30 protein-coding genes are annotated in these 26,471 nt (G+C 46.5%); 20 read left to right on the plus strand and 10 right to left on the minus strand.

All coding sequences use genetic code 11. The annotated features are described in order from the left end of the window. The first annotated feature begins 154 nt into the window (after window positions 1-154). From ASV53_RS10320 to ASV53_RS10340, 5 genes are all read left to right on the plus strand, one after another. The gene (locus ASV53_RS10320) at window positions 155-733 is read left to right on the plus strand and encodes an aminodeoxychorismate/anthranilate synthase component II (RefSeq protein WP_094957037.1); all 579 of its coding nucleotides are present in this window, start codon (window positions 155-157) and stop codon (window positions 731-733) included. A 420-nt stretch (window positions 734-1,153) separates the two neighbouring features. Then, the gene (locus ASV53_RS10325) at window positions 1,154-2,371 is read left to right on the plus strand and encodes an aspartate aminotransferase family protein (protein WP_094957038.1); all 1,218 of its coding nucleotides are present in this window, start codon (window positions 1,154-1,156) and stop codon (window positions 2,369-2,371) included. 211 nt (window positions 2,372-2,582) lie between these two features. Next, the gene (astA, locus tag ASV53_RS10330; protein WP_094957039.1) at window positions 2,583-3,599 is read left to right on the plus strand and encodes an arginine N-succinyltransferase; all 1,017 of its coding nucleotides are present in this window, start codon (window positions 2,583-2,585) and stop codon (window positions 3,597-3,599) included. 15 nt (window positions 3,600-3,614) lie between these two features. Then, window positions 3,615-5,090 (plus strand): succinylglutamate-semialdehyde dehydrogenase, encoded by a 1,476-nt coding sequence (gene astD, locus ASV53_RS10335; protein ID WP_062688404.1) that lies wholly within the window; start codon window positions 3,615-3,617, stop codon window positions 5,088-5,090. A 158-nt stretch (window positions 5,091-5,248) separates the two neighbouring features. Further along, a complete protein-coding gene (locus tag ASV53_RS10340; RefSeq protein WP_094957040.1) occupies window positions 5,249-6,046 on the plus strand; it encodes a DUF1338 domain-containing protein in 798 nt (265 codons plus the stop codon). A gap of 130 nt (window positions 6,047-6,176) precedes the next feature. Here ASV53_RS10340 and ASV53_RS10345 read toward each other — a convergent pair whose 3' ends face one another. Beyond that, window positions 6,177-6,371 carry a hypothetical protein gene (locus ASV53_RS10345; protein WP_094957041.1) on the minus strand — a complete coding sequence of 65 codons (195 nt, stop codon included), beginning with the start codon at window positions 6,369-6,371 and terminating at the stop codon, window positions 6,177-6,179. 238 nt (window positions 6,372-6,609) lie between these two features. Then, entirely contained in the window at window positions 6,610-7,242 is a 633-nt protein-coding gene (gene crp, locus ASV53_RS10350; protein ID WP_048898901.1) for a cAMP-activated global transcriptional regulator CRP, read from the minus strand. 272 nt (window positions 7,243-7,514) lie between these two features. On the opposite strand from crp, the gene ASV53_RS10355 reads away from it, so the two are divergent. Then, window positions 7,515-7,919, plus strand: a complete 405-nt coding sequence (locus ASV53_RS10355) for an OsmC family protein (RefSeq protein WP_094957042.1) — start codon at window positions 7,515-7,517, stop codon at window positions 7,917-7,919. A 96-nt stretch (window positions 7,920-8,015) separates the two neighbouring features. Here ASV53_RS10355 and ASV53_RS10360 read toward each other — a convergent pair whose 3' ends face one another. The 4 genes from ASV53_RS10360 to ASV53_RS10375 form a co-directional block, all read right to left on the minus strand. After that, entirely contained in the window at window positions 8,016-8,885 is an 870-nt protein-coding gene (locus tag ASV53_RS10360) for a phosphoribulokinase (protein WP_094957043.1), read from the minus strand. 79 nt (window positions 8,886-8,964) lie between these two features. Next, complete coding sequence (locus tag ASV53_RS10365) at window positions 8,965-9,183, minus strand: YheU family protein (RefSeq protein ID WP_062688410.1); 219 nt, start codon at window positions 9,181-9,183, stop codon at window positions 8,965-8,967. Between the two features lie 89 nt (window positions 9,184-9,272). Next, window positions 9,273-10,289: a hydrolase gene (locus ASV53_RS10370; protein WP_094957044.1), complete on the minus strand. Its 1,017-nt coding sequence runs from the start codon at window positions 10,287-10,289 to the stop codon at window positions 9,273-9,275. Between the two features lie 7 nt (window positions 10,290-10,296). After that, window positions 10,297-11,700, minus strand: a complete 1,404-nt coding sequence (locus ASV53_RS10375) for an aminotransferase-like domain-containing protein (RefSeq protein ID WP_094957045.1) — start codon at window positions 11,698-11,700, stop codon at window positions 10,297-10,299. Window positions 11,701-11,869: 169 nt separating this feature from the next. Here ASV53_RS10375 and ASV53_RS10380 point away from each other — a divergent pair, with 169 nt between their 5' ends. After that, the gene (locus ASV53_RS10380) at window positions 11,870-12,487 is read left to right on the plus strand and encodes a LysE family translocator (protein WP_239928778.1); all 618 of its coding nucleotides are present in this window, start codon (window positions 11,870-11,872) and stop codon (window positions 12,485-12,487) included. A gap of 97 nt (window positions 12,488-12,584) precedes the next feature. Here the strand turns inward: ASV53_RS10380 and ASV53_RS10385 are convergent, their stop codons facing one another. Further along, window positions 12,585-13,055, minus strand: a complete 471-nt coding sequence (locus tag ASV53_RS10385; protein WP_094957046.1) for a TIGR02444 family protein — start codon at window positions 13,053-13,055, stop codon at window positions 12,585-12,587. Continuing rightward, window positions 13,042-14,967, minus strand: a complete 1,926-nt coding sequence (locus tag ASV53_RS10390) for an ABC transporter ATP-binding protein (protein ID WP_062688414.1) — start codon at window positions 14,965-14,967, stop codon at window positions 13,042-13,044. The genes ASV53_RS10385 and ASV53_RS10390 overlap by 14 nt, the downstream gene beginning before the upstream one ends. A 260-nt stretch (window positions 14,968-15,227) precedes the next feature. Between ASV53_RS10390 and kefG the strand changes: the two genes are divergently transcribed. From kefG to slyD, 4 genes are all read left to right on the plus strand, one after another. After that, window positions 15,228-15,800: a glutathione-regulated potassium-efflux system ancillary protein KefG gene (kefG, locus tag ASV53_RS10395; protein WP_094957047.1), complete on the plus strand. Its 573-nt coding sequence runs from the start codon at window positions 15,228-15,230 to the stop codon at window positions 15,798-15,800. Continuing rightward, window positions 15,790-17,628, plus strand: coding sequence for a glutathione-regulated potassium-efflux system protein KefB (gene kefB, locus ASV53_RS10400; RefSeq protein WP_094957048.1), 1,839 nt, complete (start codon window positions 15,790-15,792; stop codon window positions 17,626-17,628). The genes kefG and kefB overlap by 11 nt, the downstream gene beginning before the upstream one ends. 62 nt (window positions 17,629-17,690) lie before the next feature. Beyond that, window positions 17,691-17,900 (plus strand): YheV family putative zinc ribbon protein, encoded by a 210-nt coding sequence (locus ASV53_RS10405; RefSeq protein ID WP_094957049.1) that lies wholly within the window; start codon window positions 17,691-17,693, stop codon window positions 17,898-17,900. A gap of 81 nt (window positions 17,901-17,981) precedes the next feature. After that, on the plus strand, window positions 17,982-18,569 hold the full coding sequence (gene slyD / locus ASV53_RS10410; protein ID WP_062688419.1) for a peptidylprolyl isomerase: 588 nt from the start codon (window positions 17,982-17,984) through the stop codon (window positions 18,567-18,569). Window positions 18,570-18,672: 103 nt separating this feature from the next. On the opposite strand, the gene ASV53_RS10415 is transcribed toward slyD, so the two are convergent. Both ASV53_RS10415 and ASV53_RS10420 read right to left on the minus strand, forming a co-directional pair. Next, window positions 18,673-18,894, minus strand: a complete 222-nt coding sequence (locus ASV53_RS10415; RefSeq protein WP_062688421.1) for a SlyX family protein — start codon at window positions 18,892-18,894, stop codon at window positions 18,673-18,675. Window positions 18,895-18,910: 16 nt separating this feature from the next. Further along, a complete protein-coding gene (locus ASV53_RS10420) occupies window positions 18,911-19,888 on the minus strand; it encodes a WD40 repeat domain-containing protein (protein WP_094957050.1) in 978 nt (325 codons plus the stop codon). Between the two features lie 129 nt (window positions 19,889-20,017). On the opposite strand from ASV53_RS10420, the gene fkpA reads away from it, so the two are divergent. The 9 genes from fkpA to ASV53_RS10465 all read left to right on the plus strand — a co-directional run. Next, on the plus strand, window positions 20,018-20,824 hold the full coding sequence (gene fkpA, locus ASV53_RS10425) for an FKBP-type peptidyl-prolyl cis-trans isomerase (RefSeq protein WP_062688425.1): 807 nt from the start codon (window positions 20,018-20,020) through the stop codon (window positions 20,822-20,824). A gap of 263 nt (window positions 20,825-21,087) precedes the next feature. Next, a complete protein-coding gene (locus tag ASV53_RS10430; RefSeq protein WP_239928779.1) occupies window positions 21,088-21,780 on the plus strand; it encodes a helix-turn-helix transcriptional regulator in 693 nt (230 codons plus the stop codon). After that, window positions 21,777-22,169 (plus strand): sulfurtransferase complex subunit TusD, encoded by a 393-nt coding sequence (tusD, locus tag ASV53_RS10435; protein WP_094957051.1) that lies wholly within the window; start codon window positions 21,777-21,779, stop codon window positions 22,167-22,169. The genes ASV53_RS10430 and tusD overlap by 4 nt, the downstream gene beginning before the upstream one ends. A 100-nt stretch (window positions 22,170-22,269) precedes the next feature. Beyond that, on the plus strand, window positions 22,270-22,626 hold the full coding sequence (gene tusC / locus ASV53_RS10440) for a sulfurtransferase complex subunit TusC (RefSeq protein WP_094957052.1): 357 nt from the start codon (window positions 22,270-22,272) through the stop codon (window positions 22,624-22,626). Between the two features lie 7 nt (window positions 22,627-22,633). Beyond that, window positions 22,634-22,924 (plus strand): sulfurtransferase complex subunit TusB, encoded by a 291-nt coding sequence (gene tusB, locus ASV53_RS10445; RefSeq protein ID WP_094957053.1) that lies wholly within the window; start codon window positions 22,634-22,636, stop codon window positions 22,922-22,924. A 182-nt stretch (window positions 22,925-23,106) separates the two neighbouring features. After that, window positions 23,107-23,481: a 30S ribosomal protein S12 gene (gene rpsL, locus ASV53_RS10450; RefSeq protein ID WP_005417208.1), complete on the plus strand. Its 375-nt coding sequence runs from the start codon at window positions 23,107-23,109 to the stop codon at window positions 23,479-23,481. A gap of 93 nt (window positions 23,482-23,574) precedes the next feature. Then, window positions 23,575-24,045, plus strand: coding sequence for a 30S ribosomal protein S7 (gene rpsG / locus ASV53_RS10455; protein WP_062688432.1), 471 nt, complete (start codon window positions 23,575-23,577; stop codon window positions 24,043-24,045). Between the two features lie 87 nt (window positions 24,046-24,132). Beyond that, window positions 24,133-26,229, plus strand: coding sequence for an elongation factor G (gene fusA, locus ASV53_RS10460; protein WP_062688434.1), 2,097 nt, complete (start codon window positions 24,133-24,135; stop codon window positions 26,227-26,229). Window positions 26,230-26,328: 99 nt separating this feature from the next. Then, window positions 26,329-26,471: GTP-binding protein (locus ASV53_RS10465; RefSeq protein ID WP_239928780.1), on the plus strand; the 143-nt coding region annotated here is incomplete at its 3' end.

The raw sequence follows: 26,471 nt of genomic DNA on the forward strand, positions 1-26,471 counted from the left end.
TATTAAAAAATATTTAAGTTTGTGCGCATTTTTTAACTGGTCATGATCGTTATCTTCAGTGGATCTTTATATAGAGTGGGTAAGCCTGAGAATTACCTTGCCTTTCATCGAGGGATTTGCAAAATACCAACCAGCCAAGTAAGGATGTAACGCTATGCTGTTGATGATCGATAATTATGATTCGTTTACCTATAACCTGTACCAGTATTTTTCAGAGCTGGGCGCCGAGGTCAAAGTAGTACGTAATGATGATATTGATATTGCAGGCATTGCTGCGTTAGCACCGAGCCATTTGGTTATTTCCCCAGGGCCTTGTACACCAGATGACGCTGGGGTATCTCTGGATGCTATTCGTCATTTTGCCGGTCAACTGCCAATTCTGGGAGTCTGTTTAGGCCATCAGTCTATTGCGCAAGTGTTTGGCGGCGATGTGGTTCGAGCGCGACAAGTTATGCATGGTAAAACCTCCCCCGTTATTCATACTAATCGCAGTGTCTTTGAAGGCCTTAATAACCCGCTCACCGTCACCCGCTACCATTCACTGGTAGTAAAAGCAGATACTTTACCAGCGTGTTTTGAAGTAACAGCTTGGACTGAGCGTGATGGTGAGTTTGATGAAATCATGGGGATTGCCCATAAAACATTGCCGATTGAAGGGGTGCAGTTTCACCCAGAGAGTATTTTGACTGAGCAAGGTCATCAGCTATTAGCCAATTTCTTACGCCGAACCTGAGAAAAACATCAAAATAGAGCTGTAAAGGTCTCTCAAATACGAGATCTTTATCACTATTGTTAACATATATTTCATTTTTATCTGCATTTTTAGGCTGAGGTGTTATTTGGGAGAATATTCTTCTGAATAATCGCGGCTAAAACATAATATTTCCCTCGTAGTTCCTACTTTTTCTACTTTTCCCTTTTAACCTCCTTGTTATACAGGGCCTAAAGCTGTCATTTACTTTTTTATTTCCTTAAGGGAAAGACACTCTTTATTACTGTGCTCTTCATAAATCCGCTTATTACGCGCATAAATATCTACTTACAATCCAATCGTCGGGGAGCTTTAACGTGCAAAAAGAATTTTCTGCTATTGGAATTCGTTAATAAAATGTAAATACTATGCTTGAGGCGGTATACACAGAAGGAAAGTGTGATGGCAATGGAACAAAAAGTAGAACGTCATTTATTTGATGAGGTGATGGTGCCTTGTTACTCCCCAATGCAGATTATTCCTGTTAAGGGGCAAGGTGCTCGCATATGGGATCAGAATGATCGCGAATATATCGACTTTGCCGGTGGTATTGCCGTGAGTTGTTTAGGGCATTGTCATCCGGTGATGGTGAATGCACTGAAAGCGCAGGCAGATAAACTTTGGCATTTGAGCAATGTGATGACCAATGAGCCCGCATTACGCCTAGCCAAAAAGCTGACTGAGCACAGTTTTGCTGAACGAGTATTTTTTGCCAATTCAGGGGCTGAAGCGAATGAAGCAGCGTTAAAATTAGCGCGTCGTTACGCGGCTGATAAATTTAGTGCTGAAAAATCAGAGATTATTGCGTTTAAACAAGGGTTCCACGGTCGTACTTTCTTTACGGTGACGGTTGGCGGGCAAGCGGCTTACTCGGATGGTTTTGGTCCTAAGCCGGGGGATGTTACGCACCTTCCTTACAATGATTTAGCGGCACTTGCGGATCATATTTCAGACCGTACTTGCGCCATTATGATGGAGCCACTGCAAGGTGAAGGTGGCATCATCTCGCCAACACCTGAATTTATTCAGGGTGTACGTGAGCTTTGTGATAAACACAATGCACTGCTGATTTTTGACGAAGTGCAAACGGGTAATGGCCGTACGGGTGAGTTTTATGCTTACCAAGGTTTAGGGATCACCCCTGATATTCTTAGTACCGCGAAATCACTGGGTGGTGGCTTCCCGATTGGTGCCATGCTCACAACTGCGGAATTAGCCAAGCATTTAAAAATCGGTACGCACGGTTCAACTTACGGTGGTAACCCGCTGGCGTGTGCGGTGGCTGAAGCTGTGGTGGACGAAGTCTCTAAGCCTGAAGTATTGGCGGGCGTGAAAGAACGTGAGCAATGGTTCCGTGATGGTATTGCTGTCATTAATGCTAAATACCCAATTTTTGCTGAAGTTCGTGGCAAGGGACTATTACTAGGCGCGGCTTTAAACGATGAATGGCAAGGCCGTGCGCGTGATGTTCTGTTAGCGGCTATTGATGAAGGTTTGATGGTGCTTGTCGCGGGTACTAACGTGGTGCGCTTTACGCCGTCGTTAGTGATTAGCAAAGAAGATGTTGATCTTGGCTTAGCGCGTTTAGAAGCGGCAATCGCCAAACTCTATAACGCGTAACTTTTTATGTCATCGTAACACCACGTGTAATGCTCATGCATTACACGTCTTTTCTCTCTCGCAGCGCGAGAGCATAACGGCTGGCCCGTTTATAACTGACTACAGCATTGGCAGGAGCTTGATCGCTGTAACTTTTCGCCCCCTACACTGGCGAAGTTATTTCCACACTTAGTTAGCGACATGATCGCTACCTGCATCAGGAGGGAGTTCGATGCTGGTTATTCGTCCTATTACTGCAACAGATTACCCGGCGCTTATGCGCTGCGCGGAAGAATCTGGTCATGGTTTTACTTCACTGCCTGTCAACGAAGGCATGCTTCGTAATCGTATTGCACACTCAGAAGAGAGTTTTGCAAAAGAGGTAACGGAAATTGGTACCGAAGGTTACCTAATGGTAGCGGAAGATACTGATACGGGTGAAGTGGCAGGTACTACTGGGATAGAAGCTGCCATTGGTTTAGATACCCCTTTTTATACGTACCACTTGAGTACAGTGGTGCATGCGTCACGTCGCCTTGATGTTCACAATGTGGTGAAGTTACTGACATTTGGCAACAACTACACCGGCAATAGTGAACTGTGTACGTTATTTCTACGCCCTGAGTGGCGTAAAGGCCTGAATGGTCGTTTGCTGTCTAAAGCGCGTTTTTTGATGATGGCCGAACATACCCACCGTTTTTCACCCACAGTGATTGCTGAAATGCGTGGCGTGTCAGATGAAGACGGTCACTCACCATTTTGGGAGTGGCTAAAAGAGCATTTCTTCTCGATTGATTTTACCCATGCCGATTACCTAACGGGGATTGGCGCCAAAGGCTTTATTGCGGACTTAATGCCGAAACTGCCAATTTACGTCAACTTGCTCAGTGAAAAAGCGCAGGCGGTGATTGGTCAGGTACATGACAATACCGCCCCCGCATTGCGTTTATTGGAGCAAGAGGGCTTTACCTGCCGTGGTTACGTCAACATCTTTGATGCTGGCCCTATGGTGGAGTGTGAGGTCCGTAATATTGAGTCGGTGCGTCACTCTTTGCGTTGCCGTGTCGAAATTGGTGAACACAGTAGTTCGCATGATTATTTGATCAGTAATACCTCGTTTGAAAACTTTCGCGCCACGGTAGGAAAAGTAGCGGTAGATGGTGAGCGTAATATCGCGATTATTTCACCTGCGATGGCAACAGCATTACAGCTACAGCAAGGCGATATGGTTCGCTTGATGGGACAATAGGATAAGGGGAATATCATGACACAATCATTCGCAGTAAATTGGATTGCAGGAAAGTGGGTCGCAGGTCTTGGTGAGTCTTTTCATTCGTTAAACCCATTTAGTTCTGAGGTGATTTGGCAAGGACAAGCAGCCACTGCAGATCAAGTTGAACATGCGGTGCAAAGTGCTCGTGAAGCCTTATTAAGCTGGCGTCATACCTCGCTTGAGGAGCGTCAGGCGATTGTTGAAAAGTACGCTGAGTTGCTAAAAGAGCACAGCGAAGATATTGCCACCACCATAGCGGAAGAAACGGGTAAACCTTTGTGGGAAACCCGCACCGAGGCGGGGGCTATGGTCGGTAAGATTGCGCTTTCATTGCGTGCTTACCATGAGCGTACTGGTCACAAAGAAAAAGAAGTGGCAGGGGCGACAACGGCTGTGCTGCGCCATCGTCCACTCGGTGTGATGGCGGTCTTTGGTCCGTATAACTTCCCAGGACATTTACCGAATGGCCATATTGTTCCTGCATTATTGGCGGGCAATACCGTGGTATTTAAGCCGTCGGAGCTAACACCCAAAACGGCCGAAGTGGCAATGAAACTCTGGCAACAAGCAGGCTTACCTGCTGGTGTGATTAACTTAGTCCAAGGTTCGCGCCCGACAGGAGAGGCCCTTGCCAGTTCGACGGGTATCGATGGCTTGCTGTTCACGGGCAGTGCCAATACAGGTCATATCCTTCATCGGCAGTTTGCTGGGCAGCCTGGTAAAATGTTGGCACTTGAAATGGGTGGCAATAATCCGATGGTGATCTCGAACGCCCATGGTGAGGTTGAAGCAACCGTATACACCATTATTCAATCGGCGTTCATTAGTGCAGGCCAGCGTTGTACTTGTGCCCGTCGCTTGTATTTACCGAACGGTGAAGTGGGTGATGCCATCGTCAAACGCTTGGTAGAAGCAACAGCACAGTTACGCATTGATGGCCCATTTGCGGATCCTCAGCCATTTATGGGGCCACAAATCTCTAAGCAGGCCGCTGATGGCATTATTGCTGCACAAGCTAACCTTGTTAGCCTTGGTGGGAACGTCTTACTAGAAGCCAAACGTGGCCAAGGGGCGATTGTCTCACCAGCAATCATTGAAGTGAGCGCCATTGCTGAGTTACCTGATGAAGAATACTTTGGTCCGCTGCTACAGGTGGTGCGCTACGACGATTTAGCTCAAGCGGTTACTTTGGCTAATAATACCCGCTATGGGTTATCGGCGGGCTTGATCTCAACCGACGATGCGGAATGGCAATATTTTATTGATCACATTCGTGCCGGCATTGTAAACCGTAACCGCCAGTTGACGGGTGCGAGCGGTGATGCGCCATTTGGTGGGCCGGGTGCATCCGGTAACTTACGCCCAAGCGCTTACTATGCCGCTGACTATTGTGCTTACCCTATGGCATCGATGGAAGGTGAACAAGCGGAGCTACCCACTCAGTTATCACCGGGCATTACGCTATAAATGTACGAGTGGGCACCAAATGGTGCCCATTTTTATGAATACCACCACACACGGTAACGCTACCACTCAGTAACAAGATAAATAGTCAATAAGTGCCATACTGATTAGGTCGGATCAGGGCATTGTGACAACTATCAATTAACGGGGAGCATCTCAACATGGAAAGAGTAGAGCAACTTTTTGACAATCTGTGGCAAGACTATATTCAGCGCCTGTGTCCATCAGCCGATCAAGTGCATACTTTGCTAACGGAAGATGAGCCTTTATTGAATGATCATATTGCGTTGCGTACCTTCAATCTGCCTAAGGTAGGATTAGATGTGTTGGCAGCACCATTTATTGCGATTGGCTATCAGCCTTGTGGCACCTACCATTTTGAGGGCAAAAAGCTGTATGCCGAGCACTTTGAGCACCCTAATCCAGCCGCACCAAAAGTGTTCATCAGTGAACTATTAGTCGGGCAGTGTTCATCACTGTTGCAGCAAGCGGTTCGTGACTTGGTGAAACAAGTGCCAGAGATGGCGATGAAAGATCCCGCTTTTTTATACGGCGGCCGTTTGTGGGATATTGATTTGGCAACCTATGAAATGCTTGCCGCGGAAAGCGAATACGCTGGTTGGTTAGCTGCGCATGGGTTTGGGGCTAATCATTTCACGGTCAGTATTAATCAACTTGAGCAATTTACCGAAGTCGCAGAGGTGAATCATCTGCTGGAGCATAATGGCTTTGCTATCAATATGTCAGGGGGGGCGGTCAAGGGGAGTCCCGAAGAGATGTTGGAGCAATCTTCCACTATGGCCGATAAAGTACCAGTGGCATTTTTAGAAGGCGTAAAACAGGTCTCGGGTGGTTTCTATGAATTTGCCAAGCGTTACCCCAAAAGTGATGGAGAGCTGTATACCGGGTTTGTAGCGGCATCTGCAGATAAGATATTTGAAAGTACAAATAGCGATTAAGGATATCCCCAGCTCCTATGGCGCTGAGGAAAGATAGCGCTTCGGAAAGATAGCGCCGAGAAAATATGGCGCTGAGAAAGCATGACAATAAGCATCATCGCCGCGGAGCTGATAACAGGTAATTGTGGGATCAGTGCAAGCTGTCTAGTGGTGGGGACCACTGCACATTACTTTGGCGATGTGGCATCTGCGTCAGCGCGATATGCTGCTCAAGATAATGGCGTTGACCATTAAAACCTGTCATTTCAACAGTGCTTGGTAGTGGGGCTATCGCTGTTGGGGGGGTCGCAGTTGCGCAGTGCGGAGAAAAACGTTCGATATCCATATCGTAAATCCCATAGTACTTGCCATCTGATGGCGATTGTCAGGCGAGGTTCTTAGTATCACCGGCCTGATAGTTGTTATGCATAATGTAGCACTGGTGGTGAAGTTAGCAAGAGAATAATCAGTGACAGCGCTAGCAAATGTATAACTGAGTATACGCTGAGAGTATTGGGTATTTTAGGTACAAAAAAAGCCGCAGAAGCGGCTTTTTTATTAGCTGTAATCGAGTCATCAAAAGATTAACGAGTACCGTATACCACGATAGTTTTACCGTGTGCAGAAATTAGGTTCTGCTCTTCAAGCATTTTCAAGATACGACCAACGGTTTCACGTGAACAACCCACGATTTGACCGATTTCTTGGCGAGTAATTTTGATTTGCATGCCGTCAGGGTGAGTCATTGCATCAGGTTGTTTTGCTAGGTTTAGTAGCGTCTGTGCAATACGGCCTGTTACGTCTAAGAACGCAAGGTCGCCCACTTTTTGGCTTGTTACTTGAAGACGAGTCGCCATCTGTGCAGATAGGCGCATCAAAATATCTGGGTTTACTTGGATTAGTTGACGGAATTTCTTAAATGAAATCTCAGCCACTTCACAAGGTGTTTTAGCACGAACCCAAGCTGTACGCTCTTGACCTTCTTCGAAAAGACCAAGTTCGCCGATGAAGTCACCTTGGTTTAGGTAAGAAAGAATCATCTCTTTGCCTTCTTCATCCTTGATAAGAACAGCAACAGAGCCTTTTACAATATAGTAGAGCGTTTCCGCTTTCTCACCAGCATGAATCAAAGTGCTTTTTGATGGGTACTTATGAATGTGGCAATGTGAAAGAAACCACTCTAGTGTTGGATCTGTTTGAGGTTTACCTGGAACCATATTACTAACTTCCTCTGCGTTTGTTGCCCAACAACGACATCCCTATAATTTCAGTTTGGGCTTAACAATAGAATTGTTCACTGGCTAGAATATAAAGCCAGCCGCTGGGCTGCAAGCTCACTTGAATAATTAATTGAGAGTTTAACTTTTTTCGGTGGGCATTTCTTGATATTGATCTATCTGAAATCGTCATTTTGTACTCATAAGTGTGCACATGATCACACGGTTGTTAGATTATGCAGAATTGACGCCAAAACACTAAGGAGAAAGCAATGCAATCACGTGTGAAATGGGTTGAAGGAATGACATTTTTAGCCCAGTCAAATTCCGGTCACAGTGTGGTGATGGACGGCAATGGTGGTGAAAAAGCACCCAGTCCAATGGAGCTAGTGTTAATGGCTGCTGGTGGGTGTAGCTCGGTCGATGTGGTGAGTGGTCTCCAATCAGCCAATCAAAAAATCACGGGCTGCGAAGCACAAATTTCCTCTGTTCGTCGCGAAACGGCCCCTCGCATTTTCACAACGGCGAATCTGCACTTCGTGGTAACAGGTCATGATCTTGATGATGCCTTAGTGGCGAAAATGGTTGCTGATTCACTCGAGAAATATTGCTCAGTGTGTTTGATGTTAGGCGAGGGCGTTGAGCTAACGCATTCGTATGAGGTGGTTGTCGCGTAAAGCCATTGTAAAATGAGCTTATCGTAGTCGCGTAAAACGGAGACATCACGGTCTCCGTTTTTGTTGGTGCTGAATGTGGGAGCCAAATTCGAGGCGTTAACCAATTTTCCCGGTATCAATCAGTTGTTGGATCAACGGGCGCATAATCAACTCCATTGCAAAGCTCATTTTTCCCCCGGGAACAACCAAGGTGTTATGGCGTGACATGAAAGAGCCCTGAATCATCGACAGTAAATACGGGAAATCGACATTTTTGATACCACGAAAGCGGATCACGACAAAACTCTCATCCAAGCTTGGGATCCCTTTGGCACTGAGTGGGTTCGAGGTATCCACTGTAGGAACTCGCTGAAAGTTAATATGAGTGCGTGAAAATTGCGGCGTGATGTAATTAAGATAATCATCCATCGAACGGACGATAGATTCCATGACGGCTTCGCGCGAATGGCCCCGATCGCGGGTATCGCGCACAATTTTTTGGATCCACTCTAAGTTGACGATAGGCACCATGCCAATCAGTAAGTCGACATGCTGTGCAACATTGGTTTCACCATCGACAACCCCACCGTGCAAGCCTTCATAAAACAAGACGTCGGTATTTTCGGGTAATTCTTGCCATGGGGTGAAGCTACCTGGCATTTGGTTGTAGGGGACGGCTTCGTCAAAGGTGTGGAGATAACGGCGGAATTTACCTGTGCTGTCTTCACCATATTGGCGGAAGAACTGCTCTAGTTGTGGAAAGTCATTTGCTTGTGGGCCGAAATAACTGATATGACGACCTTGTTCTTTGGCTTTACGAATTTCAACATCCATTTCAGGACGGGTAAATCGGTGGAAACTATCGCCTTCAAGCCATGCTGCGTTGATGCTCATCATATTGAACATTTTGCGGAAGGCTTCTGAAGTGGTCGAGGTGCCCGCACCGGACGACCCTGTTACTGCAATGATGGGATGTTTTGCAGACATGACAAACCCTGTCGTTAAGATTAACGATGAGTTATTAACAGGATGTTGCGATTAGATCAAGCGTAAGCGTCCGCGAGTATTAGAAATTGAGATCTCGACGAAGCTTAATGTCCACTGATTCATGCAACTCTGAGAACATGACAACGGCATCGCCTTTCGCCAATTGGCCGCGAACATGTTGGACTTTTTGTTCTAGCGTTTTTTCGTGTTCACCATAATCGGTGCCTTCTCGTAGCACGAAGTGCTCGATCAAGTTGTCGAGTGTTTCTGGGGCGATGTCTTGCCAAGGAATAATCATAACAACCGCTTACTGCTAGGGAGGGTATATTAACCACTGATAACATTATTATCAGTGGTTAAGGATAGTAATGGCAAGAGCCGCTTTTGCTATTCGCGCTTATTTACGCCAGCAAAAGGTGCAAACCAAGCGGGTACTGTTGTTTCTAACCAAAATGTAGGATTACGCCATGAGCCCGTTAAAAAGCCGACATGCCCCCCGTTAGGACTGAGGTGGTAATCGATATGGTCAGGTAATGGTTGCGAGGGGATCACATCATGCGTCATGAAAGGGTCGTCCTTCGCATGAATGACCCGCAGCGGCACTTTGACCTGATGCAATCGTTGTAAGCCGCTACAGCGCTGATAATAGTCATTGGCGTCCTGATAGCCGTGCAAGGGGGCTGTCACTAGATCATCAAACTGGCGCAGAGTGCTAATGGCTTCGATACGAGTTTGATCTAATGGTAAGGCGTCAGGCAGCAGGGCCATTTTCTTGCTGATGTTCTTTTTCATCGAGCTGAGCAAGTATTGCTTATAAACCTTAGAGAATCCCTGCTCGATACGTTCTGAACACGCGCTTAAATTTAGCGGGGGAGAAATGACTTGGGCGGCACACAATTCACTGTCATCGCCATGCTCAGCAAGGTAATTGACCAGCATATTGCCCCCTAACGATACTCCGACTGCAAATAACGGCGAGTCAGGAAACTGCTGGCGGATCCATTGAATGAAAAAACGCGCATCGCTGGTTTCACCTGAATGATAACTGCGGGCTTGGCGATTCATCTCGCCGCTACAGCCACGGAAATGCATCATTACTCCAAGCCAGCCTTGCTGCATAGCGGCATGTAATAGTCCATTGGCATAGGGGCTATTGAAACTTCCTTCTAAACCATGAAACAGGATCATAATCGGCAATGGTGTCTGCTTGGTTTTCGTTTCACTCTTTCTTTGATGATTGCTGGGAACATCGGTCCATGCAATATCGAGAAAGTCACCATCAGGTGTTTCGATCCTCTGAGTATGTGGCGTAAACAACGGCTTGCGACGAATAAATCGAGGCAATAAGGTTTGTAAATGTGGATTACCTAACCCGACTGCCGGTGTAAATGCTGCGGTCATCATGGTGTCCTTATAGTGGAAAGTCTGAAATGGGATCCGTACGCAGTAAATCACTCAGGATCTGTAACCCTTGTTCTAATTGTTGGTGATTGACTGGCGCACTGATAGCGAGCCGTACCGCGGGTGGCGTGGTGCAACCCGGTGGGGTAAATAGCTCTGCAGATTTCACCGTCACCTTGGCATCTTCGGCCGCCGAAACAAAATCACTTAATCGCCAGTGTTCTGGCAGCGTCAACCAGACATGGAAGCTGGCATTGTCATGAGCGATCGTAAATTCCGCCAAGTAATGCGTCACTAGCCGCTGTCGCGCTGCAATATCATGTCTTATCTGTTGCAAGATACGATCCGCATCGCCTTGCTGGATCAATTTACACGCTAATGCACTCAGCAGTGGGCTGATCATTAAGCTGTGATTATGCAGTGCGGTATTTAGCCGTTTTTGATGGCGAGTAGGGACTTGGATATAGCCTAAGCGTAGCCCAGGCGCGAGACACTTCGATAGCCCACCGATGTGGATCACCTGCTCACTATTGAGATTCACTAACGGGCTAGGACGGCGAGTGGGCATTAAGCCGTTGACGTCATCTTCAATGATCAACACTTGATGCTGCTGGCATACCGCCAAAATATCACGGCGGCGTTGTTCGCCCATCGTCACTGTCGTTGGGTTTTGCATGGTGGGAGTACAGTAAATCAAACGTGGCTGATACAGCTGGCACGCTTTCTCTAAACTGGCGGGTATTAATCCCTCGCCATCCATCTCAACACTTTTCACCGTCACTTGCTGTTGCTTAGCTAAGCTCAAAAATCCCGGATACGAGACGGATTCTACTAAAACGGTATCACCGCCGTGACAAAAAGCAGAAAGGGCGAGCTGGGCGGCATGTTGTCCGCCAGAGGTGAAGTGCATCCGCTCTGCGTCAATCGCGATGTCTTTTTGTTGGAGCCACTGAGCAATGATTTGGCGGTGGGCTGTTAAGCCCTGTGGGTCTTGGTACAGCATCAGTTGATTGAGTTGTTGCGGGTCGCTACTCAAGCTTTGCATGGCTTGGGTCAACATCGCGGCACGATCAAGCTGTGGTGGGATGTTATAGCCGAAATTACAGCCATCAGCTGGCGATGCCTCTGAGTAGTTGTATACCCAGTTAGGCTTATTGGCTTGGCTGACAAAGGTGCCGGCCCCAATACGTGCTTCGACTAATCCTTGGCGTTCTGCTTCCGCGTAGGCACGGGTGACCGTACCGACCGTGACAGCGAGATGATCTGCCAATGCACGATGGGTCGGTAATTTTCCGCCGCCAGTTAATGTGCCATTGAGGATCAACTGATTGATCTGTTGTGCTATTTGGCGATAGATGGGATCGCTTTTAGGGTGATCTGTGGTGATGATAGGGGTGAATGCTTCGATTGTCATGGTGACAATAAACCTTTTGATCCAAGAAAACAGCGCTGTTATGGTGTGATTGTGCGTATTTTAGCACGAATTAACAACCCATAGCTTTAATTGTATCGGTACAATTTAGCGCTAAGGGTTAGTTCTCGAATCTAATCACCATGGGTAGCAAAGAAGGGAGGAATGCGTCATGTCATCAATGCTGTTTTTTGAATGGTCATTTATTTTGTCACTGATCACTTTTGCGACCACAATGACAGGCACACCGGGTCCCAATAACCTGATGGTGACGGCATCAGGCGCTAATTTTGGTTACCGCCGCACTGTGCCACATATGTTGGGGATAGGCAGTGGTTTGGTGTCGATGATTTTACTTGTGGCTGGTGGCCTTGGCGTTATCTTCACTCAATTTCCCGTTTTGCATGATGCTTTACGTTGGTTAGGCAGTGGCTACTTACTCTATTTAGCATGGAAAATTGGCTCTTCAAGCAGTGGCTTGGCTGAGACTGAACAAGAAGCCAAGCCGATGAGTTTTATGGCGGCGGCTATCTTTCAATACGTAAATCCGAAAGCATGGATGATGTCAGTGACCGCCATCAGTACATTTACTTTTACTGGGGAGCTGTATTGGTATTCCGTGGCTGCTATTGCAACTATCTTCTTTTTAGTCTGTTACCCCTGCGTATCCTTATGGGCAGGCTTTGGTATTTTTATACGACGTTGGTTGGCGCAGGCAAAAACACGTCGGATATTTAATGGATTGATGGGCGTATTAACGGCAGCTTGTGTGGTGATGATTTGGCAGTAAGTGCACTGTCGTGGCTGGGTAGAAAGGGATTAGGGTCGGTGAAAAAATAGAGGAGACATTCTCCTCTATATATCTGGTTCTCAAAGGTCTGATTAGGTTAGCGAGCTTGCAGTTTTTCGACTAACGATAACGCACCCAGTGACTGGCAGTAGCGTACTAAATTTGTCGCTAATGCTGTAGGGTGACTTTGTTCGATGAGTGTTGCGAGTGGCATGGTATTGAGCTGTGCCACTAAATCGTGTTGCTGCTGACGTTCAACCGTTAGCTCAAAATCCATCAACTGTTGATAACCTGCTTGGTCGAGTTGCGGTTTGAGCGAGCGGCGCATGGCGCGGTACTGCTGTAATAAGCCATCCGTCGGTTGTAAGCCTGCAATTAATTGGTTGCGTTGCTCACCAGTAAGCAAATATCCTTGTTCATCTAACCACAGCATGAGTAGTGCCAGGTTCACACTGCCATGATGAAAGGTTTGCAAACATAAGCATGTCGCTTCAACATCCGCTTTAAAGTAATGGGCGTAGCTGAACTGCCAAAAGTCATCGTGATTGAAAAGCTTAACTGTCGGCATTGAGTTCCTGCTCCATCTCTTCGAGTTGCTCATGCAGATCCATCCACGTCATTTCTACATCTTCAAGGGCCGATTTTGCTTCAGCCTGACGTTTAAGCTGTTCGGTTAAACGGGCTTTATTCTCCGCTTCATAAATACTAGCGTCGCTCAGCTGTTCTTCCGCTTCGGTGATCGTCGCGTTTAGCTTATCCATTTGATCATCGAGCTTGCTAATTTGCTTACGCAAAGGGGCTGTTTTCTTACGAAGTTCAGCTTCAAGGCGCTTTTGTTCTTTGCGTGATGCGGCACTGTTGTCTTTATTGACGTCAGGCTTGCTCGCCTGCTGTTCACGGCGTTCGTTGCGTTGCTGCTCGGTCAGCCATTTATGGTAATCCTCAAGATCGCCATTAAACGGTGCCACTTGACGATCATGGACTAGGTATAAATCATCAGTGGTTGCCCGCAATAAGTAACGGTCGTGACTGACGATAACCATGGCCCCTTCATAAGATTGCAGTGCAAACGTCAATGCTTGGCGCATATCTAAATCAAGGTGGTTGGTCGGTTCATCGAGTAGCAACAGGTTAGGGCGCTGCCATACAATTAATGCCAAGACTAAACGGGCTTTTTCACCGCCTGAAAATGGACCGACTTTTTCGAGTGCTTTATCACCTAAGAAGCCAAAGCTACCTAAATAATCACGCAATTGTTGTTCTGTTGACTGTGGCGCAATGCGTGCCATGTGCTGAATAGGCGTGTCATCAAGGTATAACGTTTCAAGTTGATGCTGAGCAAAGTAGCCAATTTTAACCCCTTGTGAATAGGTTAAATCACCGGCTTTGGCTGGTAAGTCACCCGCCAGCATTTTAATCAGGGTCGATTTACCCGCACCATTACGGCCAAGTAAACCAATACGGCTACCAGGAACCAAGTTCAAACGAATCTTTTCGAGGATCAGGTTGTCATCGTAACCTGCGGCCACTTCATCCATCATCATGATAGGGTTCGGTAATGCAGTGGGTTCACGAAATTCAAAGCTAAATGGATTATCAAATTGTGCCGGTAGCACTTTTTCCATTCGCTCTAACGCTTTGATTCGACTCTGTGCCTGACGAGCTTTACTGGCTTTATAACGGAAGCGATCGATGTACGATTGCATGTGCGTCATTTGCTTTTGCTGTTTCTGGTACATGGCTTGTTGCAGTACCAGCTTCTCAGCACGTTGAGTCTCGAATGATGAGTAGTTGCCGGTATATTCATTCAACCCTTGGTTTTCAACGTGAATAATACGGTTGACCACAGGGTCGAGGAAATCACGGTCATGCGAGATCAGTACGAGCGTACCACGGTAATTTTGCAGCCATTTTTCCAGCCACATTACGGCATCTAAATCTAAGTGGTTGGTTGGTTCATCGAGTAGTAAAAGATCTGAACGGCATAATAGGGCTTGGGCGAGGTTTAAACGCATACGCCAACCACCAGAAAACTGGGTAAGGTGCCATTGCATTTGCTCTTGTGAGAATCCCAGACCATCAAGCAGTTCGGCTGCGCGAGCATTAATGCTATAGCCACCAATGGTTTCGAGTTTACCGTGTAACTCAGCAACCCGGTGGCCATTATCGGCAGCTTCTGCCGCGGCTAAGTCACGCTCAAGCTGGCGGTATTCGCGATCACCATCGATAACATATTCAAGTGCGCCACGTTCAAGTGCGGGGGTCTCTTGGGCAACCCAAGCCAGTTCCCAGTTAGATGGGAAGCGACAATTACCCGCATCAAGGCTTAACTCGTCTTTGAGTAAAGCAAATAAGGTAGATTTACCGCAGCCATTTTTCCCCACTAAGCCGACTTTATCGCCGGGATGAATGGTGGCTGTAGCTTGATCAAGCAGGACTTTCCCGCCTCGTAATAGTTGGATATCTGAAAAGGTAATCATCGAACTGTCTCGGGGACGGATCCCGCTCCGCATTAAACTGCCATAAACCAGCGGCAGTCTATACCAATCTTAAGGGGATACCAAACTAGCGCGAAACACGTTACCCATACCGAGAATTAAAGGCTGACGGAAAATCAGTGGTTTGGATTACGTTATAATTAGGTATGATGCCTTTAGCGCGGTTAAACATCGCGTTAACGTATCTCATGCTATTCACGTATCGTGTGCCAAATAATTCAATAACACAGGGAAGGAGTGTTATGACGTTACACGCACCACCGAAAATTTTGGTGATTTACGCTCACCCCGATCCTCAAGCCTCATTAGCTAATGCTGAAATGGTCGATGCCATTGCAGGGTTACCTCATGTCACTATTCATGATTTGTACGGCGCTTACCCTGACTTCTTTATTGATGTTACTCGTGAACATGCATTACTAGCTCAGCACGATATCTTCGTTTTTCAACACCCACTTTATATGTATTCGTGCCCCGCACTATTAAAAGAATGGATTGATGTGGTCTTGGGTAAAGGTTACGCCCACGGCGAAGGCAATGCATTACAAGGCAAATATTGGCGGTCAGTGATCAGTACGGGCGGTGCTGCCGAAGCCTATACACCTGACGGGTACAACCGTGCCAATATTGATGCAATTTTGAAACCGTTTGAGCTCACCGCTGCATTATGCCAAATGCAATGGTTGCCGCCATTGGTGTTGCACTGGGCACGCCGCATTCCTGCACTGGAGCGCCAACAGCATGCCAAGCTTTATCATGATTGGTTGATAAACCCTATGGCCGTAATCCACAGCGAGGTGGCACATGGCGAATGATTTACTGTCGGTTAGCGTTATTTTTCTCGCGGCTGCGGTAGTAGCCGTGCCGATCGCTCAGCGTTTAGGCTTGGGATCTGTACTGGGTTATTTATTGGCGGGCATTGCGATTGGTCCATGGGGCCTCGGGCTCATTTCTGATGTGGACGCCATTTTACACTTCTCTGAATTTGGGGTGGTGCTGCTGCTCTTTTTGATTGGTTTAGAGCTGAATCCGAAAAAATTATGGCAAATGCGTAAACCCATCTTGGGGTTAGGCGGTGGCCAAGTCGTTATTACGAGCTTAGTGATCACGGCCATCATGATGGTGGGCGCTTATGGTCTAGCCCTCATAGGTTTACGTGCTGAAATGAGTTGGCTGGTGGATATACGCTGGCAAGATGCCCTGGTGGTTGGGATGGGGTTGGCGCTATCATCCACGGCGATTGCGTTACGGGTAATTGAAGAGCAAGGACTGGATGGCAGTGAAACCGGGCAATCAGGTTTTGCTGTTTTGCTGTTTCAAGATATTGCGGTGATCCCCATGTTGGCGATTTTGCCAGTGCTTGCTGGCGGTGGGGGCGGAAGCTGGCTAGATTTTGCATGGATGATTGGCGGCATTGCAGCGCTACTTATTGGCGGACATTTTTTATTGCGGCCTTTGTTTCGCTGGGTCGTGTTAAGTGGTGTACGAGAACTGTTTAATGTCGCGGCATTACTGCTCGTGATTGGTATTGCGGTTGTCATGCAATCTCTCGGCTTATCGATGGCGTTAGGCACATTCTTAGCGGGCGTGCTGCTGGCAGAAAGCGAGTACCGGCATGAACTTGAAATTGCGATAGAACCCTTCAAAGGGTTACTACTTGGACTGTTTTTTATCTCTGTTGGGATGGCGGTTAACCTTGGTTTACTGGTGCAATATCCTTTGATGATCCTTGCCGCTGTGGTCGCGTTGGTGTCACTTAAAGGTTTCATACTCTATGGATTGGCGCGGTTGTTCGGTACACGCGCCAAAGCCCGTAGCCAGATGTCGGTGATATTAAGCCAAGGTGGTGAATTTGCATTTGTGTTGTTTACCGCCGCTCAAGGCGAAGGTCTACTTGGCCAGCAGTTGAACAGCATGCTACTGGTCGTGGTGAGCCTTTCGATGATGACGACACCGCTACTGTTAGTACTACAAAACCGTTGGTTTGCTTATCGCTTTAAATCGGCAGGCAGCGATTTAGAAACCGATGTTATTGACCGTGAGCCACGGGTGATCATTGCGGGTTTTGGTCGGTTTGGCCAAGTCGTCGGGCGATTGTTGTTTGCCAATAAAATTCGGGTCACAGTACTCGAGCGAGATCCCAGCCAAATCCAATTCCTGCGCAAGTTCGGCTATAAAGTGTATTACGGCGATGCTACTCAACTGGATCTATTACGAGCCGCTGGCGCTGATAAGGCTGAGGCCATTATTATTTGCACCGATGAACCGAGTGAAGTCATTGAAGTTGTTGAATTGTGTCAGCAGTATTTTCCGAACTTAAAATTGTTAGCGCGGGCGAGGAGTCGGGTTGAAGCACACCAACTGTTAAATCATGGTGTTGAAAGTTTTTCACGAGAAACCTTTGCGGGTGCCCTTGATTTAGGCCGACAAGCCCTAATATCTCTTGGCATGCACCCGTATCAAGCGAAGCGTGCGGAAGCGCATTTTAGTAAGCTCGACGATGTCGCCCTACGTGATTTATTACCACAGCACTCCGAAGATGTGCATTTAGCGACACGGGCAAAAGAAGCACGTAAAGAGTTGGAAGACATTTTTGAACGTGAGATGCGTGGTGAACGTGAACGGCATAACGGTTGGGACTGAACCTGATTGTGTCTTATTGCTATATGCGCTGGAATACGCACGAGTGATATAGGGAAGGTAACATGGTGAAGAAACGTTTTATTGCAGGCGCGATTTGCCCTGCATGTAAGCAACAAGATACGTTGCGCTGGTGGCAAGAAAATAACATTGAGATGGTGGAGTGTGTCGAATGCGAACATACTGACCGTCGCTTGCCGCAAGCTGCAGAAAACAGTGAACATATTGCAGATGATAAGCCAGAGCAAGTCATCGGAATTTTTAAGCCAGAGTGACAGCGAAAAAATCCGCTGTGCTTATGAGACCGATTTTAGGTATCATGCCCACTTTGCACCCCGCTCAAATTTGGAGTTAACATGAAAGTCACTAAAGACATCGTAGTAAGCTTAGCTTATCAAGTAAAAACAGAAGAAGGTGCAGTAGTTGACCAATCAACGACTGAAGCGCCATTAGATTACCTACACGGTCACGATAACCTAATCGTAGGTCTTGAGAAAGCGCTTGAAGGTCGTGAAGCTGGCGACAAATTTGAAGTGACAGTTTCTCCTGAAGAAGCATACGGCGAGCACATGGACGAAATGGTTCAGCGTGTTCCTGCTGACGTATTCCAAGGTGTAGATGAAATCACTGTTGGCATGCGCTTCCTTGCGGATACAGACCAAGGTCAGATCCCAGTAGAAGTAACTGAAGTTGATGGCGACCACGTTGTTGTTGATGGTAACCACATGCTTGCTGGCCAAACACTGTCTTTCGTTGTAGAAATCGTAGCAGTACGTGAAGCAACAGCAGAAGAAGCTGAACACGGCCATATCCACCAAGGTGGCGGTTGTTGTGGTGGCGGTAGCTGTGGCGACGACCATGGTCATGATCACGGCCACGAGCACGGTGAAGGCGGCTGTTGTGGCGGCGAAGGCAAAAGCGAAGGCGGCTGCTGCTCTCACTAAGTTGAACTTTACTGAGCATAGCTCTAATAGTGATACCTAGCTGAAAAGAATATAAAAACGGGAAGCCAAGGCTTCCCGTTTTTGATCCTGCATCATTACGCGATTAATAATGCGGCGGTGGCGTTTCTTCTGATTCGTCTGCAAGATTCGATGTTTGGCTGCTTTTTTGTTTATCAACCAAGAATTTCATTTGCACCTGCATGCGTTCAATTAAGAACTGCTGAGCGGTTAACGCTTCATTGAGGTCTTCAATTGTTTGGTCTTGAAACGCTTGTTTCATTTCCAATTCATCGATTTGTGTACGTAGATGTTCAAGTTCAGTCATAGCAATAAACACTTTCTCAATCGGTTGTCCATGCCTGAGCAATGCCAGAGGAAGCCCCTGATATTACCTGCCCAGTAGACGTAATGGCCACATCATACACGACTGCCGATGGCGGTCGAGCATCTTGCTGCGTTGCAGCTTCCCAGCGACCTAAGTTTTCTCCTGTGGTGGTATCCCACAATTCGACCCGTTTAGCGGGCGTCCCCGTTGCTAACATTTTACCGTCATCAGAGAAACGTGCGCTGGATAAATTCTGTTGGCGTAATCGAACAGATAACTGTGTCTGCTGTTCGCCCGTGGTTAAATCCCAAATGTAAGCTTCATTGGTGCCATCTGCGGTTAAGGCTAATAGGCCATCACGCTGCAGCGCAACACGGCTGATCCGTGATTGATGTTCAAAGCGGTTACGCACCTGTCCCGTCTTCGTATCCCAGAAGTACGCCATGTAATCATTGCCCCCTGATAATACATATTGTCCATTAGGAGAAATGGCGACGGAATTAACTTTTTCTCGGTGAGCAAGGAACTCTAAGCGCCGTCCGGTGCCCAAGTCGATATAAAGTGCTTTGCCATTTGATAGCCCAAGCACGACATGCTGGCCATTATTAGCGATATCGACATCGCGAATGATGCCATCTGAAATCGACCATAAGCCGTCAGATTGCCCCCAAGCGAGATCCCAAACAGCAAAGTTTTGGGCTGTTGCTGTAATGGCGTAGCGGTTATTGTCTGAAATTGCACTACTTATTACGGTATTGTGCGCTGGATCTTGTGAACCAAACTTTGCTAAGTTTTTGTTTTGCTGTAGATCCCACAGTACGATACCTTGTGCATTAGTGTAGTACAGCGCAAAACGGCCATTACGGCTAAGGCTAAAACTGGTGGCGCCATCAGTGGCAAGTTGCCAGCGCTGTACCTCTGAGCCTGTGAAAAAACAGCCGCTTAGGGCTATAACTGTCAGGATTAAGCAAATTCTTTGCGAAATTGAACGCATTAAGCTCGAGTTCCGGTTGTTTTATCGGGAAAGAGATTAGTATATTGATATGGCATGCTTTTCACACCTTCTAGATGAAAAGCTAAGCATAAAAAATGAGGGAAAACCTCGGTGAGAATGGAGAATTACATGAAACCTGTTCTAAAAATGTCAGTTTTGGCTGCAACAATTTTGCTTGCAGTGGGCTGCCAAGATGAAAAAGCGGCGGAAACAAAATCGGCAGAGCCAGCAAAAGTAGAGCAGGTTGCAGCTGAAGCAGCACCAGCCACTTTCGCAACTGAAGACGAGAAAGCAGCATACGCAATTGGTGCTTCGTTAGCGCAATACTTATCTGCAAACCTTGAGCAACAAAAAGAGCTAGGGTTGAACTTAGATCGTGAAAGCGTGCTTGCCGGTGTAAGTGACGTATTTTCAGATAAGAGCCGTCTAACGCCAGAAGAGACGCAACAAGCACTGCAAGATTTAGACAAGCGTGTTTCTGATATCGTAGAAGCAAAAGCACAAGCTGAAGCTGAAAAAACAGTGAAAGCGGGTGAAGAGTACCGTGCTGATTTTGAAAAATTGGACGGCGTAACGAAAACTGAATCCGGTCTACTTTACCAAGTAGAGACGGCAGCTGAAGGTGATAAGCCAGCAGCAACAGATACTGTAAAAGTACACTACAAAGGTATGCTAACAGACGGTACTGAGTTCGATAGCTCGTACAAGCGTAATCAACCAGCAACTTTCCCACTTAACCAAGTGATCCCAGGTTGGACTGAAGGTGTTCAACTGATGCCTGTTGGTTCTAAGTTTAAGTTTGTTATCCCGCCTGAGCTTGCATACGGCGCACAAGCTAACCCAACGATTCCTGCTAACTCAACACTTGTCTTCGAAGTTGAGCTACTGGAAATCGTAAAAGCAGAAAAACCAGCGACCGACGCTAAAACGCAGTAAAGTTACATGCGTTAATTCGCAAAATCTGCAATGACTTTGATAAGACCCAGCTATTGCTGGGTCTTTTCATATCAATTTTCTGATAAACTTGCCACCAACAGTTGAATTTATGCTCATACTATTGCTATAGCCATACTTGAGAGGCGTAGCTATTGATACCAATCGGCATACTATCGAGCACTCGATACCTTTGTGCCGATTGGTATATGAGTATTAGCAAGGAAGAGTTGATAGTGGTATCTACAGATAATTTTGGTCCTGAAATGATGGTCGAAGGTGAAGTGGTAAAAACCCGCGTTTTCACTGAACACGACTTCATTATTTTACGTTCATACGAAGCCGTGGTTGATGGCCTTGCCGCATTGATCGGTCCTTTTTGTGAAATCGTATTGCACTCACTCGCTGATATTAATACCTCAGCCATTAAAATTGCCAATGGCGAGAATACCGGCCGTAAAGTGGGCTCACCGATCACCGATTTAGCATTACGTATGCTACGTGATATCGAAGGGTCTGAGCGCAACTTCTCTCGCGCTTATTTTACCCGCGCTAAAGGTGGCAGCTTGATGAAATCGATCACTATTGCGATTCGTAATGGTGATAATGTGATTATTGGCTTGCTGTGTATCAACGTAAACCTTGATGCACCTTTTGCTCAAATCCTGCAATCTTTCATGCCAACCGATGAGGCGAAACAAGCGGCATCAACCGTTAACTTCGCGAGCGACGTGGATGAATTGGTTGACCAAACGGTCGAGCGTACTATCGAAGAAATTAATGCCGACAAGAACGTCTCGAACAATGCGAAAAACCGTCAAATTGTGATGGAGCTGTTTGATAAAGGCATCTTTGATATTAAAGACGCGATTAATCGTGTTGCTGATCGCTTGAATATATCGAAGCACACCGTGTACCTATATATTCGCCAGCGTAAAACCGAGGACGGCGACAAATGACATTGAACTATGTCTTAGTCGTTGATGGACCTGCTTATGGAAGCCAAGCTGCGCGCTCGGCTTACCAGTTTGCGCTCGCACTTTTAGAGGCAGGTCATCAGCTTTCTCGGATCTTCTTTTATCAAGATGGGGTCTATAACGGTTCTGTGTTAACGGCCCCAGCTTCTGATGAATTTGATTTAGTGTCGGCATGGCAGGCACTCGCAAAGCAACATAATATTGAATTGCAAACCTGTGTGGCAGCGGCGCTTCGCCGTGGCATTGTTGGCGAGCAAGAAGCAACGCTAAATGCATTACCCAGCCAAAATCTTGCCGAAGGTTTTGAACAAGCGGGGCTAGGGGGGTTAGCGGAATCTCTGCTTACCGCCGATCGCGTTATCCAATTCTAAGTACCTGTTATTAATGCTAGTAATGCAGTAAGCAATTGCATTTAAGAATTTCATTACTTATCCCCAAGCGTTAATAACGGTAAATCATGGTAGACAAAACATGAAACCGCTAGGCTTTGTATTTCGAACAGCTCCGCACGGCGTTACTGCTGGGCGTGAAGGGCTAGATGCTGTGTTGGCGACCTCAGCCTACAGTGAAGACCTACATCTATTTTTTATTGGCGATGGTGTTTTTCAATTATTGAAAAATCAGCAGCCCAAGACCATTCTTTCGCGCGACTATATTGCGACGTTTAAAATGTTAGCACTGTACGATATTGAGAATATATTCGTCTGTCAGCAGTCTTTAGCTGAGCGTGGAATAACAGAAGACGACATGCTGATTGATGTTTCTGTGTTATCCCCTGACGCACTTACTGAGCGTCTGCAAACCTGCCAACGTGTACTAAGCTTTTGAGGTCGAGATGCTCCATACCGTCACAACATCACCGTTTCAAACTGCTGCACTTGCCGATTGCTTACGCTATAGCAACCAAAATGATGCAATTTTATTGCTACAAGATGCCATTATTGCCGCAATAGATGAAAATAACTGGTGCGAAGCATTAAAAAAATCAGGGCGAAAAATTTACGTTCTTCAAGAGGATGTAGTCGCCAGAGGTCTCGCTGGGAAAGTTGCCGAAAGCTTTGAAGTTGTTGATTATAATGGTTTTGTTTTGCTTTCTGTTAAGTGTGAAACACAAATGAAATGGTGATAATTCTTACGCTATAACCCCACGAAAGACACGGATTGTAGATTGTTTAAGAAATGATCACCTGATTGATCGTTGGTTAGATCTTGACACCCTCAAGTGCGACGCCTAAAATTTCGCGTCCTCCTGTTGTTGGGAGGCAGATTTTTCACATTTACGAAAGTAATATTTTCAGGAGCTATTTAATGGCAACTATTAACCAGTTGGTACGCAAGCCACGTGCAAAGCAAGTTGTTAAAAGCAACGTGCCTGCGCTAGAAGCGTGTCCACAAAAGCGTGGTGTATGTACTCGTGTTTACACTACTACACCTAAAAAACCGAACTCAGCATTACGTAAAGTATGTCGTGTTCGTCTAACTAACGGCTTTGAAGTTACTTCATACATCGGCGGTGAAGGTCACAACCTTCAAGAGCACAGTGTTGTTCTTATCCGTGGTGGTCGTGTTAAAGATTTACCAGGTGTGCGTTACCACACTGTTCGCGGTGCACTTGACTGTGCAGGCGTTAATGACCGTAAGAAAGGTCGTTCTAAGTACGGTGTGAAGCGTCCTAAGTCTTAATGGATTCCGTTAAGTAAGGCCAAACACTCAATTTAATTATTTGAAGAAACTGCAAAGTTTTGGATAACCTGAAGAAGACAACGGAGAATATCCATGCCACGTCGTCGCGTAATCGGCCAGCGTAAGATCCTTCCAGATCCTAAGTTCAAATCTGAACTGCTGGCAAAATTCGTTAACATCCTAATGGTTGACGGTAAAAAATCTACTGCTGAAAAAATCGTTTACACTGCTCTAGAAGCAATGGCTGAAAAGTCTGGTGAAGAACACCTAGCTGTATTCGAAAAAGCTCTTGAAAATGTACGCCCATCGGTAGAAGTTAAATCTCGCCGTGTTGGTGGTTCAACTTACCAAGTACCTGTAGAAGTACGTCCGGTTCGCCGTAACGCACTTGCTATGCGTTGGTTGGTTGAAGCTTCGCGCAAGCGTGGTGAAAAATCTATGGCTATGCGTCTTGCAGCTGAAATGCTAGATGCGGCTGACAACAAAGGTTCTGCTGTTAAGAAACGTGAAGACGTTCACCGTATGGCAGACGCGAACAAAGCGTTCGCACATTACCGCTGGTAATACCGCTGGTAATAATAATGGCGCGACAGGCTTCTACCTGCCGCGCCAATTTTACTCTAAGGACTTCCTTAGTAAGAGGATACAATCGTGGCTCGTAAAACTCCTATTGAGCGCTACCGTAACATCGGTATTTGTGCTCACGTAGACGCTGGTAAAACCACTACAACAGAGCGTATCCTGTTCTACACCGGCCTATCCCATAAGATCGGTGAAGTACACGACGGCGCAGCAACCATGGACTGGATGGAGCAAGAGCAAGAGCGTGGTATTACTATCACATCTGCTGCTACTACTACCTTCTGGCGTGGTATGGAAGGTCAATTTCCAGAGCATCGCGTTAACATCATTGACACCCCTGGACACGTTGACTTTACTATTGAAGTAGAACGTTCTTTGCGCGTACTAGATGGTGCTGTTGTTGTATTTTGTGGCTCTTCAGGCGTTGAACCTCAGTCTGAGACTGTATGGCGTCAAGCTGATAAATATGAAGTTCCACGTATGGTTTTCGTTAACAAGATGGACCGTACTGGTGCAGACTTCCTACGTGTAGTTGACCAGATCAAAAGTCGTCTTGGCGCAAACCCTGTTCCTATTCATTTGAATATTGGTGCAGAAGAAGATTTTAAAGGCGTTGTTGACCTTATCAAGATGAAAGCAGTCAACTGGAATGAAGATGATCAGGGTATGACATTTACCTATGAAGATATTCCAGCTGATATGCAAGACTTGGCCGAGGAATGGCGTGAAAACTTAGTAGAAGCAGCTGCAGAAGCAACTGAAGAACTAATGAATAAGTACCTGGAAGAAGGCGAATTGTCAGAATCTGAGATTAAATCAGGTTTACGCCAGCGTACTATTAACAACGAAATCGTCCTAGCGACTTGTGGTTCTGCATTCAAGAACAAAGGTGTTCAAGCAGTACTAGACGCGGTTATCGAATTCCTACCATCACCAACGGAAGTAAAAGCTATCCATGGTGAGGATATGGACGGTAACACTGTAGAGCGTCACTCTAGCGACGAAGAACCTTTTGCGGCTCTAGCATTCAAGATCGCAACAGACCCATTCGTTGGTAACCTTACGTTTATGCGTGTTTACTCTGGTGTTGTTAACTCAGGTGACACGGTCTATAACCCAGTTAAAGAAAAACGTGAGCGTTTTGGTCGTATCGTACAGATGCATGCTAACAAGCGCGAAGAAGTAAAAGAAGTTCGTGCTGGTGATATTGCTGCTGCAATCGGTCTTAAGTATGCGACTACGGGTGATACCCTATGTGACCAAGATCATAAAGTGATTCTAGAGCGCATGGAGTTCCCTGAACCAGTTATTCAGATCGCGGTTGAACCGCGTTCTCAAGCGGATCAAGAGAAAATGGGTGTTGCACTAGGTAAACTAGCTGCAGAAGATCCATCTTTCCGTGTAGAAACAGACGATGAATCAGGTCAGACGTTAATTTCTGGCATGGGTGAACTTCACCTAGATATCATCGTTGATCGTATGAAGCGTGAATTCAGCGTTGAATGTAATGTTGGTAAACCTCAAGTTTCTTATCGCGAAACTATTCGCGGTAGTACTGAAGTGGAAGGCAAGTTCATTCGACAATCTGGTGGTCGTGGTCAATACGGACATGTATGGCTAAAAATCGAACCGTCAGAGCTGGGCGAAGGCTTTGTATTCGTTGATGAAGTTGTGGGTGGCACTGTACCTAAAGAATATATTAGTTCAGTCGCTAAAGGTATCGAAGAGCAGATGAACAACGGTGTACTAGCGGGTTACCCGGTACTCGATGTGAAAGCAACGCTATTCGATGGTTCTTACCACGATGTTGATTCAAACGAAATGGCGTTTAAGATCGCAGGTTCAATGGCATTCAGGAAAGGTGCCCTTGAGGCAAACCCTGTAATTCTTGAACCTATGATGAAAGTTGAAGTAACCACACCAGAAGACTGGATGGGTGATGTTGTTGGTGACCTAAACCGTCGTCGCGGCATGATCGAAGGTATGGATGATGGCCCTGCTGGCCTTAAAATTATTCGTGCACAAGTGCCACTATCTGTGATGTTTGGTTACGCAACTGACTTACGTTCTGCAACACAAGGTCGTGCATCTTATTCAATGGAATTTAGCGAATACGCTGAAGTACCAAAGAATGTTGCTGATAGTATTATTGCAGATCGCACGTAATTGATATTGCGTCAACGTTCGTTGGCGCATAAAATACAAACTTCGGACGCGCTCCCTAACCTAGTAGGGGGCGCATCTTAACTAGGAAGGAACACGATTGTGTCTAAAGAAAAATTTGAACGCGTAAAACCGCACGTTAACGTTGGTACTATCGGCCACGTCGATCACGGTAAAACAACTCTAACAGCTGCTATCTGTACTACACTTGCAAAAGTGTACGGTGGTGTTGCTAAAGATTTCGC

This window comes from Photobacterium sanguinicancri (assembly GCF_002265265.1).
In the GTDB taxonomy this organism is placed as follows: Bacteria; Pseudomonadota; Gammaproteobacteria; order Enterobacterales; family Vibrionaceae; genus Photobacterium; species Photobacterium sanguinicancri.

Excerpts from the sequence above, each read along its gene's own strand:
- rpsL (WP_005417208.1), top strand. The coding sequence starts at position 23,107 with ATGGCAACTATTAACCAGTTGGTACGCAAGCCACGTGCAAAGCAAGTT.
- astA (WP_094957039.1), top strand. The coding sequence starts at position 2,583 with ATGCTGGTTATTCGTCCTATTACTGCAACAGATTACCCGGCGCTTATG.
- fkpA (WP_062688425.1), top strand. The coding sequence starts at position 20,018 with ATGAAACCTGTTCTAAAAATGTCAGTTTTGGCTGCAACAATTTTGCTT.
- ASV53_RS10415 (WP_062688421.1), bottom strand. The coding sequence starts at position 18,894 with ATGACTGAACTTGAACATCTACGTACACAAATCGATGAATTGGAAATG.
- ASV53_RS10390 (WP_062688414.1), bottom strand. The coding sequence starts at position 14,967 with ATGATTACCTTTTCAGATATCCAACTATTACGAGGCGGGAAAGTCCTG.
- ASV53_RS10405 (WP_094957049.1), top strand. The coding sequence starts at position 17,691 with ATGGTGAAGAAACGTTTTATTGCAGGCGCGATTTGCCCTGCATGTAAG.
- ASV53_RS10375 (WP_094957045.1), bottom strand. The coding sequence starts at position 11,700 with ATGACAATCGAAGCATTCACCCCTATCATCACCACAGATCACCCTAAA.
- ASV53_RS10320 (WP_094957037.1), top strand. The coding sequence starts at position 155 with ATGCTGTTGATGATCGATAATTATGATTCGTTTACCTATAACCTGTAC.
- ASV53_RS10360 (WP_094957043.1), bottom strand. The coding sequence starts at position 8,885 with ATGTCTGCAAAACATCCCATCATTGCAGTAACAGGGTCGTCCGGTGCG.
- tusB (WP_094957053.1), top strand. The coding sequence starts at position 22,634 with ATGCTCCATACCGTCACAACATCACCGTTTCAAACTGCTGCACTTGCC.
- astD (WP_062688404.1), top strand. The coding sequence starts at position 3,615 with ATGACACAATCATTCGCAGTAAATTGGATTGCAGGAAAGTGGGTCGCA.
- ASV53_RS10380 (WP_239928778.1), top strand. The coding sequence starts at position 11,870 with ATGTCATCAATGCTGTTTTTTGAATGGTCATTTATTTTGTCACTGATC.
- ASV53_RS10355 (WP_094957042.1), top strand. The coding sequence starts at position 7,515 with ATGCAATCACGTGTGAAATGGGTTGAAGGAATGACATTTTTAGCCCAG.
- slyD (WP_062688419.1), top strand. The coding sequence starts at position 17,982 with ATGAAAGTCACTAAAGACATCGTAGTAAGCTTAGCTTATCAAGTAAAA.
- kefB (WP_094957048.1), top strand. The coding sequence starts at position 15,790 with ATGGCGAATGATTTACTGTCGGTTAGCGTTATTTTTCTCGCGGCTGCG.
- ASV53_RS10340 (WP_094957040.1), top strand. The coding sequence starts at position 5,249 with ATGGAAAGAGTAGAGCAACTTTTTGACAATCTGTGGCAAGACTATATT.
- crp (WP_048898901.1), bottom strand. The coding sequence starts at position 7,242 with ATGGTTCCAGGTAAACCTCAAACAGATCCAACACTAGAGTGGTTTCTT.
- tusD (WP_094957051.1), top strand. The coding sequence starts at position 21,777 with ATGACATTGAACTATGTCTTAGTCGTTGATGGACCTGCTTATGGAAGC.
- rpsG (WP_062688432.1), top strand. The coding sequence starts at position 23,575 with ATGCCACGTCGTCGCGTAATCGGCCAGCGTAAGATCCTTCCAGATCCT.
- ASV53_RS10365 (WP_062688410.1), bottom strand. The coding sequence starts at position 9,183 with ATGATTATTCCTTGGCAAGACATCGCCCCAGAAACACTCGACAACTTG.
- ASV53_RS10430 (WP_239928779.1), top strand. The coding sequence starts at position 21,088 with ATGATGGTCGAAGGTGAAGTGGTAAAAACCCGCGTTTTCACTGAACAC.
- kefG (WP_094957047.1), top strand. The coding sequence starts at position 15,228 with ATGACGTTACACGCACCACCGAAAATTTTGGTGATTTACGCTCACCCC.
- ASV53_RS10385 (WP_094957046.1), bottom strand. The coding sequence starts at position 13,055 with ATGCCGACAGTTAAGCTTTTCAATCACGATGACTTTTGGCAGTTCAGC.
- ASV53_RS10370 (WP_094957044.1), bottom strand. The coding sequence starts at position 10,289 with ATGATGACCGCAGCATTTACACCGGCAGTCGGGTTAGGTAATCCACAT.
- tusC (WP_094957052.1), top strand. The coding sequence starts at position 22,270 with ATGAAACCGCTAGGCTTTGTATTTCGAACAGCTCCGCACGGCGTTACT.
- ASV53_RS10325 (WP_094957038.1), top strand. The coding sequence starts at position 1,154 with ATGGCAATGGAACAAAAAGTAGAACGTCATTTATTTGATGAGGTGATG.
- ASV53_RS10345 (WP_094957041.1), bottom strand. The coding sequence starts at position 6,371 with ATGGATATCGAACGTTTTTCTCCGCACTGCGCAACTGCGACCCCCCCA.
- ASV53_RS10420 (WP_094957050.1), bottom strand. The coding sequence starts at position 19,888 with ATGCGTTCAATTTCGCAAAGAATTTGCTTAATCCTGACAGTTATAGCC.